Consider the following 11,810-nt stretch of genomic DNA (forward strand, 5'->3'; position numbering starts at 1 on the left):
TCGAACATCGCACCTTACTTCGTGGATCGACGGCGGGAGAGGGCGTACAGCACTACTCCGACCGCCAAGAGTAATGATGCGCGCAACCACGTTGCGGCGCTCTGCTGGGTGAGCAACGCAACGCACGTACCGAGGGCGAGGATCGGAAAGATGATCGGTGTCCGGAAATGGCTGTGTTGCACTGCGTCACGACGCAGAACCAGGACCGCGATGTTGGTGCTGATGAATACGAAAAGCAGCAGGAGTACCACCGTCTCTGCCAGGGCTGACAACGATCCGGTGACGCAGAGAGCCATGGCAACGGCTGTGGTTGCGATGATCGCCACCCAGGGGGTCCGGCGCCGCGGCAGCACGCGCGCGAATGCGCTGGGGAGCAACCCTTCCGACGCCATTCCGTACGTCAGCCTGCTTGCCATGATCATTGTCAGCAGTGCGCCGTTGGCGACGGCTACCAGAGCGATCAGGCTGAACAGGCGAGGCGGAACACCGACGTCGGCGGCTGACACCACTGCCAGTAAGGGGCCGGAGGACGCGGCGAGCTCGTCGGCGGGCAGCACCACCGAGACAGCCAGGCCGACAAGGACATAGGCGGCGCCCGCCGTCAACAGGGCTCCGAACAGTGCGCGTGGGTAGACCTTGCTCACGTTCTTCACTTCTTCGGCGACGTTCGCCGAGGTTTCGAAGCCGACGAACGAGTAGTACGCGAGGAGCGCCGCTGCCAACACGGCGAGTGCAGGCGATCGACTGTCGTCGAACTCCACGACACTGCTCAAGGTTCCGTCGCCGTGCCCGAGAACTACGCAGGCGAGGACGACAACCATGACGAGGCCGGTGACCTCCACGACTGTCATGACGACATTTGCGCGCATCGACTCCTTGATGCCTCTGGCATTGAGAAGCCCCACCAGGAGGAGGAAGACGAGCGCGGCTGGAACGGTCGGGACGTCAATGAAGGCTTTGAGATAGTCACCCGAGAATGCGAGGGCGAGTCCTGCTGCACTCGTGACACCGGCCGCCAGCATCGAGAAGCCGACGAGGAATGAGATCAGAGGTTTCCGATACGCCCGTTGGGCGAATACTGCTGCACCGCCCGCCCGCGGATATTTGGTGACCAGTTCGGCATACGACGTTGCTGTCAGCAATGCCATGACGAGCGCTACGAGCAGTGGTACCCAGACGGCTCCACCAACTTCACCGGCGATGACGCCCACCAATGCGTAGATACCGGCGCCCAGGACGTCTCCGAGGATGAACACGAAAAGGAGTGGGCCGGTTATAGCCCGAGTGAGAACATTCTTACTGCCGCCTTCATCTCCGCCTGCGGTTTCGTCCACGTTCTCGGCACCCGCGGCGCGTCGCATATGCAAGGTTCGTCCTGTCTTCATGGTGACGTGCCGCCACCTCAGGAGCAGACATGTACCCATTGGTCGAAGTTTCAAACACGGGTCGGACGTGGATGCTTCGGCGCGTGCCGTCCCGTGCTTTCCTTGTAGGTGACTTGCAGTAGGTGACTTGCAGTAGGTGAATCGCAGAAGTAGTGACTGGAGGACGGCGTGGCTGAATCGACGGTTGCCGCGGTGATGGACGAGTTGGCTGCGCTCGAGGATCCGAAGGTGCGCGCAGTGAACGAGAAGCACGGTGACGATCACGGTGTGAACCTGACAAAACTGCGGGCAGTCGCGAAGCGACTGAAGACTCAGCAGGAACTTGCACAACAACTTTGGGCGACGGGCGATACTGCAGCGAGGCTGCTTGCCCTCTTGATCTGTCGCCCGAAGGCGTTCGGGCGTGACGAGTTGGACGTCATGTTGCGTGAGGCTCGTACTCCCAAGGTGCATGACTGGCTCGTCAACTACGTGGTGAAGAAGAACCCGCACGCGGAGGATTTGCGGGTGGCCTGGACCGCCGACTCCGATCCCGTGGTTGCGAGCGCCGGTTGGGCCCTGACTACCGAGCGCGTAGCGAAGAAGCCCGAGGGCCTTGATCTTTCAGGATTGCTCGACGTCATCGAGGCGGAGATGAAGGATGCCCCTGATCGCCTGCAATGGGCGATGAACCACTGCCTGGCCCAGATCGGGATCGAACATGCCGAGTACCGGGCCCGCGCAATCGACATCGGTGAACGTCTGCGGGTGCTCGAGGACTACCCGACTCCCCCGAACTGCACCTCGCCGTTTGCGCCGATCTGGATCTCGGAGATGGTGCGTCGACAGAGCGAGAAGTAGGTCAGCTAGCGCGACGTTCGAAACTGCGTCCGGTATCGCTGTGGACTGGTGCCGACCAAGTCTCGGAAGCGTTCGCGGAACGTGGTGACGGCATTGAATCCGACTTGTCCCGCAACACGTTCGATGGAGTGGTCGGTGGTCTCGAGCAGAAATTGCGCTTGACGGAGCCGCGCGTGATGGAGCCACTGCAACGGCGTCGTACCGATTTGTTCCTGGAAGCGGCGGTTGAGCGTGCGAGTGCTCATCGTTGCCTTGGCTGCGATTGTCGTGATGTCGAGTTGCTCCCCGAGGTTCTCTTCCATCCAGTTCAGTAGCGGCCGAAGGGTTGTCCCGCTGGGTACGGGAGGTTCGTGGACGATGAATTGTGCTTGCCCTCCGGCACGTTCGAGCGGCATCACGCTCAGCCGCGCCGTGTCGGCGGCGACCGCGGACCCGTAGTCCTGACGGACCATGTACAGACACAGGTCGAGTGCGGCCGCGGCGCCGGCGGAAGTCAGGACGTGCCCGTTGTCTACGTAGAGAACGGCGGCATCGACGTCGATGGCCGGGTGCCGACGCGCCAACTCCGACGCAGCCGCCCAGTGCGTCGTCGCGCGAAGTCCGTCGAGCAAGCCTGTGTCGGCGAGTGTGAATGCACCGACGCACAGTGAGGCGATGCGCGTGCCGCGATCCGCGGCAGTTCTGAGGGCGTCGATGATCTCGGGGTCGATCGGCACGTCGAGTTCGGCGGTGCCCGGGATGATGATCGTGCTTGCCTGGGCGAGACGTGACAGTCCGTGCGGTACTCGCATCGTGAACGTTCCGGTCTCCACCTCCTCGGTGAGCGCGCACACGGAGGTCCGGTACGCCGGTGCACCTGAGGGGAGCCTGCATCGTCCGAAGACTTCGAGGGGTGCCGCCAGGTCCATCGGCACCACCCCGGGCAACGCGAGAACTGCAACGTCATGCATGTCTGAAACGTAGCGTATGTGGCGCGAGATTCGGTGATCTCGTGTCTTGAAATATCCTCTCAACTGGTATTTCACAGAATGTGTGAGGTTGGCTGAAATCCGTCGAAGGTTGGCTTTCAGCCGTCGCCATAGAGGTCAACTTCCTCCTACTGTCGTGGGAACAGCGACGTGCACAGGAGCGCGTCGCACAAAATCGGAGGTTGCAGTGCACGCGCAGATCGTGTTGTTCGACGGATTCGATCCCATGGATGTCGTGGGCCCGTACGAGGTGCTTTACGCCGGGGGTCTCGCCAGCGGTGGGGCGTTGAGCGTCGAACTCGTCAGCGCGGAGGGGCCTCGGACCGTCATGAGCGGCAGTGGTGAACTCGCTATGACCGCCACTGCAACCCTCGATGTCGAACACGCGGATCTGATCATCGTTCCCGGAGCATCGGGTCTCTTCGAACCCAATGCGGACCAGCCGGGTTCCAGCTTGCCGGAAAGGCTCGCGGCCACAACGGAAACCGAACTGCCTGTCATGATGCGCCGTGCACTCGACGATCCTGGTGTTCTCGTTGCGACCGTCTGTGGAGGATCATTGGCGCTGGCGATGGCGGGGCTTCTCGAAGGGCGTCGCGCCGTGACGCACCATCTTGCCGTGGACGCATTGGCGGCCGGCGGTGTAATTCCGATCCAGGCGCGAATCGTCGACGACGGTGACCTGATCACCGCCGGTGGGGTGACATCCGGTCTCGACCTGGGCCTGTATCTGCTGGAACGATGCCTCGGGCCCCGGATAAGTCTCGAGGTCGAAGCGCTCTTCGACTACGAGCGTCGTGGAACGGTGTGGTCGGCCAAGGGCGCCGAGCCTGTAGTCACCTTCGCCCCGGACGCCGCGTGAATACGCTTGTGCGTACCGAAACGCGAGAAATCCCATGACCGGAATCCTGCTGTCCCTCCATGTGATTGCGGCGATTCTTGCCATCGGCCCCGTCGCTGTGGCAGCGAGTATGTTCCCGGTGGCGAGCCGCGCCGCGCTCGCCGATCCGGACAGCGCCAGTGTTGCGATGACGGGCATGCTGCATCGCATCGTTCGGGTGTATGCCACGATCGGCATTGTCGTTCCGATGCTCGGTATCGCCACCGCCGTCAATCTCGGAGTGCTCGGTGACCTGTGGATCCTCACCTCGATCGCACTCACCGTCGTTGCCGCCGTGATACTCACCGCGGTCGTGCTTCCCGCCCAACGGCTGACAATGGCGGCGATCGAAGGAACCGGGTCCGTTGTGGACGTCGCAACGCGGCTCACCCGTCGACTGGGCACCGCGACGGGAGTCTTCAATCTGCTCTGGGTCGTTGTCGTCGTGCTGATGATCTTTCGGCCAGGATCGACAACCGGCGTGTGATCCGAGGCGACATTTCACGTGTCGGAGGTAGTGACGCTTGACCTTGACACAGTGACAAGGGTTCCACTGGTCGGTGAAGGAGGTGGTTGTCGTGAACACAACCAACCACGGTGGGCAGCATGCTCACCTCGTCGACGCCTTGGCCGCAGCAGATCCCTCGGTTCGACTGCGCGCCGCGCTTGCGGTCGGCACACACCCGGATCCTCAGTTGACGGATGCCATGATCGATCGGTGCGCCGTCGAGCCGGACTTCTTCGTCCGCGACATGCTGACCTGGGCGTTGTGCCGCTTGCCGGCCGAAATCACGGTGCCGAGGCTGATCCGTGAGCTCGGGTCTGATGGCTCGCAAGCCCGCAGTCAGGCGCTCCACACTTTGTCCAAGATCGGCGATCCGATCGCGTGGCCCGAGGTCTCCGCGCTCGTCCACGACCAGGACGACGAGGTTGCGCGCAGTGCGTGGCGCGCGGCTGTGGCTCTCGTGCCGGCGGGAGACGAGGGCGCACTCGCGGCCGATCTGGCCACAGAACTCGGTCGGGGTGAACTGCAGATGCAGCTCAGTCTGAGCCGCGCCCTGACCGGGCTCGGCGAGGCTGTGCTCCCGGTGCTCGACGCGGCCGGTACGAGCCCGAATCCGCGTGTCCGAGCGCATGCTGATGCTACAAAGCAACTCTGGCACGATCCCGACGGTGGATTCGCTCTCTCACACGAGTTGGCGAAGCGCGTCGCGGCAATCGGACCGGACGCGTAGGAAGGGGAGACGGATGTTGATCGGCGAGGTCTCGCGGCGTTGTGGTGTCAGCACACGGATGCTGCGTCACTACGACACTTTGGGGCTGGTGAAGCCGACGGGCCGCACGTCCGGTGGCTACCGCGAGTACTCCGCTGACGACATCCGTCGCCTCTTCCACGTCGAGAGCCTGAGGACATTGGGGCTCTCGTTGAACGAGGCCAAGCGTGCACTCGACGAATCAGACTTCGCACCGGCCGATTTGGTGGGTGAACTCATGCAACACACTCGGCAACGGATCGCGGCGGAGGAGGAATTGCTGACCAAACTCGAAAGGGTCGACGCCACCGCCCCTTCGGAGTGGGACGACGTCCTGCGCCTGGTCTCGCTGTTGCGTGCACTCGAATCCGAGTTCGCCGCCCACCGTCAGCAAGCGATTCTGTCGCAGGACGCGAATGCGGCATTGCCCGTCGACGCACTCGTCGAGGCCATCCTGTCGGAGAGGGATGCCAACGTGGCGGGAGCGTTGCAGTGGGCGTTGGCGAGGACCGAAGGTGCGGGCCTTGCAGGTCTGACGAAGGGGCTCGAATCGGAGGACGTCGAGGTTCGACGCCGCGCGATGTCGGCCATATCCGGGATCAACACCGAGGAAGCAACTCGGTCTCTGAAGCGAGCTCTCGATGATTCGGACGCGATAGTCCGCGCCGACGCCGCTCTCGCCCTCGGATCTCGCGGAGAGGCTGTCTCGATGCCCGCTCTCCTCGAAATGGTCGCCGACGGGCGCCGCGACGTCGAGGCAGGCGAGGTGCTCGGTCTTCTCGCGGAGCACTCACCTACAAGCGGTGAGGTCGTCGATGCCGTGCAGGCAAGACTGGACGGCACTGACGACGCCCCGACGAGGTTGCGAATTACGCAGGCACTCGCCGAGTTTCCCGGCGCTGCAGCACGCGAAGCGCTCGCCCGGATCACCCACGACGACGACAAGACGGTCGCGTCCACGGCAGCAGCGATTCTCGAGATGCGCGATCGAGGACCACGTCGGCGCGAACGACCGCGTATCGGGGACTGAAAGCCGAGATCCAAGGCGCGTCTGACAGCGGCGGGGTCAGGCGGTCAACGCTGCAACGACTTCGCCGCGGCGTTGCCCTTCACTCCTGCAAAGAGCAGGACAAGGAGCACCGCAAGAAACACGACTGTTGAGGTGACAGCCGACACCACAGATCCGAAACCTGTCACGACGCCGATGGCGACCTGCATGCACAGTCCCGCTACGGCAGTCCACATCGTCCGGCGCAGAAGCGGCTGCGCACTCTGATGTGCCAACTGCCACGCCTCTGGACTCGCGATCGTCGCCTTCGTCCGTATGCCGACAACGGGATTCGGTTCATCACCGACGAGTCGCGGCATGAGCCCAGCAACGAACGCGAGGATAAGCGTCGACGACGTCAGTGAGACCGTCAGACCCAGTAAGTCAGGCGATTCCATCCGTCCAGCCCCCAATCGGCAGATGTTGACGCAGCGGACATTCCAGTCTGGGGTGCCGCCGGGACACCCCGACTGTAAGCCAACGAATGCATGTGCAGCTATTCGGGTGACGCATTTTCACGCTTTGTCGGATGGACTGTGAGACTCGATCTCGGACTGACTTTCAGACCGGCCTAGTGCGGATCACCCACGCAGAAAAGGTTTCCCACCGGATCCGCGAGAACGTCCCAGGATGATCCACCTGCCTTATGGTGCTCGAGATCGAAGTCGAGATGAAGTGTATTCCCCACGCGCGCTGCAGAATCGGTCCGACCACCACGTGGCAAGCGATGGTGATCAACGGATAGGGTTCTTACGTGGTGGATCAACGGCGACAGAGTTTGAGACGCAGGTACCTGAGCCTCAGCCTCGGCGAACTGGCTGCCGCGGCTGTATTTGCCGCTGTGGCGGTCGGTGTCGTGATGCCCCGGCTCGAAGGTTCGCGAGACTCCGCGGCGTTGTGGTCGGCGCTGGCCCCACTTCTTGTGATCCTCGTGCAAGTAGGTGTCTATTGGCTGCTTGCGCGGGGCTGGGTCGAGTTGGAGCCGATGCCGGCCCGCCTCGCAGCGCTTTACCGCGTGTTTCGGGTCCTCGATGTTCTCTTGTTGGCGATAGCTCTCCTCGGCGTTGTCATCTGGTTACCAGATCACTCCGGCGCGGCGGTGGGCGTCGTGGCGGTGTGGGCTTTCGGCGTCGTCGAGTACGTCAATTACTTCGTGGCTCGTCTCGCCTATCCGCTGCGGCGGTGGCCTTTCGAGGTCGGCAAGTGGCGGAGACCCCAACTTGTGCGCGACCTGAACTCGGCACGCTGACACCGGCAACCAAGTTGTCTTTGCTGTAACGGCAAAATTTGATGCGGGATCGGAGTGAGTTCGGAAGGATCGGTTCTGCCCATCCAGGAATGAAGCCTCTTCATCGTTCTTCGCCGAGGAAGGAAAACCGCCATGGCAACGTCGCGTCGCAGCCGCCGAGATGCCCCACCACCCCGGACAGGGAATAGCGAGGCAGCCACACTACGAGCGTTTCTCGACTACCTCCGTGATTCGATTGCCGCCAAGGTCGAGGGTGCTCCGGAACCTCAGGTGCGCACCACAATTGTTCCGTCGGGAACAACCTTGCTCGGGCTGGCCAATCATCTGACCTTTGTCGAACGATCGATGTTCCTTGCAGAAAACGTGACGGATTGGAAAGCGACGTTTCAATCGTCATCGGAAGACAGCGTGGACGGTGTCGTCAGTCGCTATCGCGAGACGGTCGAGCGCGCCAACGCAGTTCTCGACGGATGCACAGATCTTGCCGCGCCCATCCCGCGACCGGGGGCGAAACGACCCGCTCCCAGTGTCCGCTGGGCGCTCGTGCACATGATCGAAGAGACCGGACGCCATGCCGGGCACGCTGACATCCTCCGCGAATTGATCGACGGTTCGACCGGACGCTGACGCTGCAACGTGTTCGCCGATGCTTCCGCGCTTTCACCGAGGCGAATGTCCACGGCTGATCTCTGGGCCCACGAGTACAGCGTCGACAGTTCCGTCGGGAGTCGTTACTTCCCAGGGTAGTTCGGTGGCGGTCGAGGGAATGAGCCCGCCGATCCATTTGGCCACGACACCGATGACCACTTTCTCGAGTTCCACACGTGACCACTTTCGCGGTCGATGCGGAACCGGCGGTTCCCAGCCCTCCTCGCCCCAGATCACGCCGAATAGCTCTCTCTCGTCACCGATCTGCTGATTCAGACTGAATGCGTCGGGACCCTCGAACCGTGCCCAGACGCCGAATGTTCCCTCGCCGTCTTGGTCGAGCGAGACGTCGATGACGATCCCTTCGGTGCGCGGGGTTGCCGCGTTGTGGATCGCAGCCAGTCGATCGCTCACTACCCCCGACGCGGTATCGAGGACAGATCTCAATTCGTCACGGTATTCGGTAGGTTCCACGAGCTCAGCCTATCGAAGGTATCACCCTGCAGGTCTTGCATCGATGAAGCTGGTTTCCTGAATTCGTCTGTAGCGGAGAAGTTTCTACTCTGAGCGTCAGAGATGTCGTGCGACGAACTTTGCCAGCTTTTCGAGTGCCGTGTCGGTGGGCTCTCTCGGCCGAAGTGGCAAGTCCCGCCCCCGTCCGGAGACGGGAGCGGGACTCGGGTATCAGCGAACTCGGCAGCGCGTCAGACAGCTTCTTTTGTCGCCTGCGCTGCGAGGGTGAGTGCGATGTCGACGATCATGTCTTCCTGGCCACCCACCAGACGGCGGCGGCCGGCTTCGAGAAGCAGTGTGCGAACGTCGATTCCGTAGCGCTCCGAAGCGGCCTCGGCGTGGCGCAGGAAGCTCGAGTACACGCCTGCATAGCCGAGCGTGAGGGTCTCTCGATCGACGCGAACCGGCCGATCCTGCAGCGGCCGGACGATGTCGTCGGCGGCGTCCTGCAAGGCGAACAGGTCGCAGCCGTGCTCCCACTCCTCGATGTTCGCGACGGCAATGAAGGCTTCGAGGGGGCAGTTGCCGGCGCCGGCACCGTGACCGGCAAGCGAAGCATCGACGCGGGTGACGCCGTTCTGCACTGCGACAACGGAGTTGGCAACCGAGAGCGAGAGGTTCTCATGGGCGTGGATACCGATTTCGGTGCCGTCGTCGAGGATGTCGCGGTATGCGCGAACACGATCCGCGACGTCGTTCATCACCAGACGTCCACCCGAGTCGGTGACGTAGACGCAGTGCGCGCCGTACGACTCCATCAGCTTGGCCTGCTTCGCCAGTTCTTCGGCAGGCGCCATGTGGCTCATCATCAGGAAGCCCGAGACGTCCATGCCGATCTCGCGGGCGGTTTCGATGTGCTGCGCGGAGACGTCGGCCTCGGTGCAGTGCGTGGCAACGCGAACCGAGCGAACACCGAGGTCGTAAGCGTGCTTGAGTTCACTGATCGTGCCGACACCCGGAAGCAGCAGCGTGGTGAGACGAGCGTGCTCGAGTACCTCGGCCGCTGCTTCGATCCATTCCCAGTCGGTGTTCGAGCCGGGGCCGTAGTTGAGCGAGCCGCCGGCGAGGCCGTCACCGTGTGCAACTTCGATCGCGTCGACGCCGGCAGCATCGAGAGCTGTGACGATCCGCTTGACGTCGGTGGGCGAAATACGGTGGCGGACAGCGTGCATGCCGTCGCGAAGGGTGACGTCCTGGACGAAGATCTTGCGGTTGCTCACTTGGTTGCTTCCTTCTGCTGGGCGATGCGCTCCGCGATCTGCATTCCGGCGGACGTCATGATGTCGAGATTGCCGGCGTACGCAGGCAGGTAGTGTGCAGCACCCTCGACCTCGAGGAACACCGACACCTGATGGGTGGGGCGATTGCCGTCGACGAGCAACGTCTCGACGGGCTGGTCGGCCGGGATCTCGGTGATCTGGACTTCCTGCTTGAGGCGGTAGCCCGGAACATAGGCGGAGACGTCGCCGACCATCTTCTCGATGGACTGACGGATCTCCTCGTGAACAGCCGGGTCCGGGGCGTCGACGAGGCAGAACACCGTGTCGCGCATGATGAGCGGCGGCTCGGCGGGGTTGAGGATGATGATGGCCTTGCCGCGGCGGGCGCCGCCGACTGCCACGATCGCCTCGGATGTGGTCTCGGTGAACTCGTCGATGTTGGCGCGCGTTCCGGGACCGGCGGACTTGGAGGCGATGGACGCGACGATCTCCGCATACGCCACCGGGACGACTCGAGAAACAGCCGCAACCATCGGGATCGTGGCCTGGCCACCACACGTCACCATGTTGACGTTGGGTGCGTCCAGGTGCTCGTCTGCGTTGACGGCCGGCACGACGTACGGGCCGATGGCGGCAGGCGTCAGGTCGATCATGCGCTTGCCGAGGGGAGCCAGCCGCGCGTTGTTGGCGACGTGAGCCTTTGCCGAGGTGGCGTCGAAGACGATCTCGATCTCGTCGAAGTTCGGCAGACCGATCAAACCCTCGACACCTTCAGCCGTGATCGGCACGTTCAGACGCGCTGCGCGGGCGAGGCCGTCCGACGCCGGGTCGATGCCGACCATCGCGCCCATCTCCAGGTAGTCGGAGTTGCGCAGCACCTTGATCATCAGATCCGTGCCGATGTTGCCCGATCCGATGATCGCGACCTTGACCTTGCTCATGCGTTGTCCTCTTCGCTGGAAAAACTGGTGGTGACGGAACCGAACCCGGAGACGGTCACGGTGACTTCGTTGCCTGCGGTGACCGGTGCCATGGGGCCGAGTGCGCCGGACAGGATCACCTGGCCTGCCGTCAGCGGCTGCCCCAACTCGCGTGCCGTGCGGGCGAGCCAGACGACTGCTTCGATCGGATCGCCCAGGCAAGCGGTTCCGACGCCGGTGGACACCTCGGTGCCGTCGACGGACATCGACATGACGACGCCGGCGGGTTCCACCTCGTCGAGGGTGCGGCGTTCGGTTCCCAGGACGTACACGCCCGAGGACGCATTGTCGGCGACGGTGTCACCGAATTTGATGTCCCACGACGCGATGCGGCTGTCGCAGATCTCGATCGCTGCGACGGCGTAGTCGATCGCGCCGCGCACCTGCGCACTGTCCAGCGGTCCGTCCACGAGGTCGGCACCGAGTACGAAGGCCACTTCCGCTTCGACCTTGGGCTGGATCAAACGACTCATGGGGATGGTGCCGCCGGCAGGGAACTCCATGTCGGCGTACAGAACGCCGAGGTCGGGCTGGTCGACGCCCAGCTGTTGCTGGACTGCCACCGAGGTCAGGCCGATCTTGCGGCCTACGACGACGGCACCCGCCTGCCGACGGATTTCATCGACGCGGCGCTGGACAGCGTAGGCAGCGACGAGATCGTCGGCGCCGATCAGATCGCGCACCGGTGCGCAGGGAGTACCGCTCGCGATGGCGGCTGCGAGGCGGTCAGCAGCAGCTGAGATGTCCGTCTCGCTCGCTGTACTGGTATTCGTGGGCTGGCTCATGGCCATTACTTTCGCCGTGGCGCCGAGATTGCGCCAGGGAA

14 protein-coding genes are annotated in these 11,810 nt (G+C 63.2%); 7 read left to right on the forward strand and 7 right to left on the reverse strand.

From position 1 onward, the window contains the following. Nucleotides 1-14: 14 nt before the first annotated feature. Nucleotides 15-1,385: an APC family permease gene (locus AC1DVN_RS23685; RefSeq protein ID WP_374701098.1), complete on the reverse strand. Its 1,371-nt coding sequence runs from the start codon at nucleotides 1,383-1,385 to the stop codon at nucleotides 15-17. Nucleotides 1,386-1,553: 168 nt separating this feature from the next. Here AC1DVN_RS23685 and AC1DVN_RS23690 point away from each other — a divergent pair, with 168 nt between their 5' ends. Beyond that, complete coding sequence (locus AC1DVN_RS23690; RefSeq protein WP_080910254.1) at nucleotides 1,554-2,225, forward strand: DNA alkylation repair protein; 672 nt, start codon at nucleotides 1,554-1,556, stop codon at nucleotides 2,223-2,225. A gap of 5 nt (nucleotides 2,226-2,230) precedes the next feature. Here AC1DVN_RS23690 and AC1DVN_RS23695 read toward each other — a convergent pair whose 3' ends face one another. Further along, nucleotides 2,231-3,175: a GlxA family transcriptional regulator gene (locus AC1DVN_RS23695; protein ID WP_092765686.1), complete on the reverse strand. Its 945-nt coding sequence runs from the start codon at nucleotides 3,173-3,175 to the stop codon at nucleotides 2,231-2,233. Between the two features lie 205 nt (nucleotides 3,176-3,380). Here AC1DVN_RS23695 and AC1DVN_RS23700 point away from each other — a divergent pair, with 205 nt between their 5' ends. The 4 genes from AC1DVN_RS23700 (at nucleotide 3,381) to AC1DVN_RS23715 (ending at nucleotide 6,356) form a co-directional block, all read left to right on the forward strand. Then, entirely contained in the window at nucleotides 3,381-4,055 is a 675-nt protein-coding gene (locus AC1DVN_RS23700; RefSeq protein WP_092765687.1) for a DJ-1/PfpI family protein, read from the forward strand. Nucleotides 4,056-4,089: 34 nt separating this feature from the next. Then, on the forward strand, nucleotides 4,090-4,560 hold the full coding sequence (locus AC1DVN_RS23705) for a DUF2269 family protein (RefSeq protein WP_092765688.1): 471 nt from the start codon (nucleotides 4,090-4,092) through the stop codon (nucleotides 4,558-4,560). 82 nt (nucleotides 4,561-4,642) lie between these two features. Then, complete coding sequence (locus tag AC1DVN_RS23710; RefSeq protein WP_175470381.1) at nucleotides 4,643-5,308, forward strand: HEAT repeat domain-containing protein; 666 nt, start codon at nucleotides 4,643-4,645, stop codon at nucleotides 5,306-5,308. A gap of 13 nt (nucleotides 5,309-5,321) precedes the next feature. Continuing rightward, nucleotides 5,322-6,356 (forward strand): MerR family transcriptional regulator, encoded by a 1,035-nt coding sequence (locus tag AC1DVN_RS23715; protein ID WP_477994279.1) that lies wholly within the window; start codon nucleotides 5,322-5,324, stop codon nucleotides 6,354-6,356. A gap of 44 nt (nucleotides 6,357-6,400) precedes the next feature. Here the strand turns inward: AC1DVN_RS23715 and AC1DVN_RS23720 are convergent, their stop codons facing one another. Beyond that, complete coding sequence (locus tag AC1DVN_RS23720) at nucleotides 6,401-6,772, reverse strand: SdpI family protein (protein ID WP_084324725.1); 372 nt, start codon at nucleotides 6,770-6,772, stop codon at nucleotides 6,401-6,403. A gap of 356 nt (nucleotides 6,773-7,128) precedes the next feature. Here AC1DVN_RS23720 and AC1DVN_RS23725 point away from each other — a divergent pair, with 356 nt between their 5' ends. Together AC1DVN_RS23725 and AC1DVN_RS23730 are read left to right on the forward strand one after the other, a co-directional pair. Next, nucleotides 7,129-7,623 carry a hypothetical protein gene (locus AC1DVN_RS23725; protein ID WP_069145327.1) on the forward strand — a complete coding sequence of 165 codons (495 nt, stop codon included), beginning with the start codon at nucleotides 7,129-7,131 and terminating at the stop codon, nucleotides 7,621-7,623. A 132-nt stretch (nucleotides 7,624-7,755) separates the two neighbouring features. Continuing rightward, nucleotides 7,756-8,250 carry a DinB family protein gene (locus AC1DVN_RS23730; protein WP_477994280.1) on the forward strand — a complete coding sequence of 165 codons (495 nt, stop codon included), beginning with the start codon at nucleotides 7,756-7,758 and terminating at the stop codon, nucleotides 8,248-8,250. Between the two features lie 33 nt (nucleotides 8,251-8,283). Here the strand turns inward: AC1DVN_RS23730 and AC1DVN_RS23735 are convergent, their stop codons facing one another. The 4 genes from AC1DVN_RS23735 to AC1DVN_RS23750 form a co-directional block, all read right to left on the reverse strand. Continuing rightward, complete coding sequence (locus tag AC1DVN_RS23735; RefSeq protein ID WP_041815418.1) at nucleotides 8,284-8,745, reverse strand: DUF6389 family protein; 462 nt, start codon at nucleotides 8,743-8,745, stop codon at nucleotides 8,284-8,286. 230 nt (nucleotides 8,746-8,975) lie between these two features. After that, nucleotides 8,976-10,004 carry a 4-hydroxy-2-oxovalerate aldolase gene (gene dmpG, locus AC1DVN_RS23740; protein WP_020971280.1) on the reverse strand — a complete coding sequence of 343 codons (1,029 nt, stop codon included), beginning with the start codon at nucleotides 10,002-10,004 and terminating at the stop codon, nucleotides 8,976-8,978. Beyond that, nucleotides 10,001-10,945 carry an acetaldehyde dehydrogenase (acetylating) gene (locus AC1DVN_RS23745; protein ID WP_020909649.1) on the reverse strand — a complete coding sequence of 315 codons (945 nt, stop codon included), beginning with the start codon at nucleotides 10,943-10,945 and terminating at the stop codon, nucleotides 10,001-10,003. Before AC1DVN_RS23745 ends, dmpG begins: the two co-directional genes overlap by 4 nt. Continuing rightward, entirely contained in the window at nucleotides 10,942-11,769 is an 828-nt protein-coding gene (locus AC1DVN_RS23750; RefSeq protein WP_060939886.1) for a 2-keto-4-pentenoate hydratase, read from the reverse strand. Before AC1DVN_RS23750 ends, AC1DVN_RS23745 begins: the two co-directional genes overlap by 4 nt. Nucleotides 11,770-11,810: the final 41 nt, after the last annotated feature.

The organism is Rhodococcus sp. P4_E4 (genome assembly GCF_056401575.1).

Excerpts from the sequence above, each read along its gene's own strand:
- AC1DVN_RS23685 (WP_374701098.1), bottom strand. The coding sequence starts at position 1,385 with ATGAAGACAGGACGAACCTTGCATATGCGACGCGCCGCGGGTGCCGAG.
- AC1DVN_RS23695 (WP_092765686.1), bottom strand. The coding sequence starts at position 3,175 with ATGCATGACGTTGCAGTTCTCGCGTTGCCCGGGGTGGTGCCGATGGAC.
- AC1DVN_RS23705 (WP_092765688.1), top strand. The coding sequence starts at position 4,090 with ATGACCGGAATCCTGCTGTCCCTCCATGTGATTGCGGCGATTCTTGCC.
- AC1DVN_RS23715 (WP_477994279.1), top strand. The coding sequence starts at position 5,322 with ATGTTGATCGGCGAGGTCTCGCGGCGTTGTGGTGTCAGCACACGGATG.
- AC1DVN_RS23720 (WP_084324725.1), bottom strand. The coding sequence starts at position 6,772 with ATGGAATCGCCTGACTTACTGGGTCTGACGGTCTCACTGACGTCGTCG.
- AC1DVN_RS23730 (WP_477994280.1), top strand. The coding sequence starts at position 7,756 with ATGGCAACGTCGCGTCGCAGCCGCCGAGATGCCCCACCACCCCGGACA.
- AC1DVN_RS23745 (WP_020909649.1), bottom strand. The coding sequence starts at position 10,945 with ATGAGCAAGGTCAAGGTCGCGATCATCGGATCGGGCAACATCGGCACG.
- AC1DVN_RS23750 (WP_060939886.1), bottom strand. The coding sequence starts at position 11,769 with ATGAGCCAGCCCACGAATACCAGTACAGCGAGCGAGACGGACATCTCA.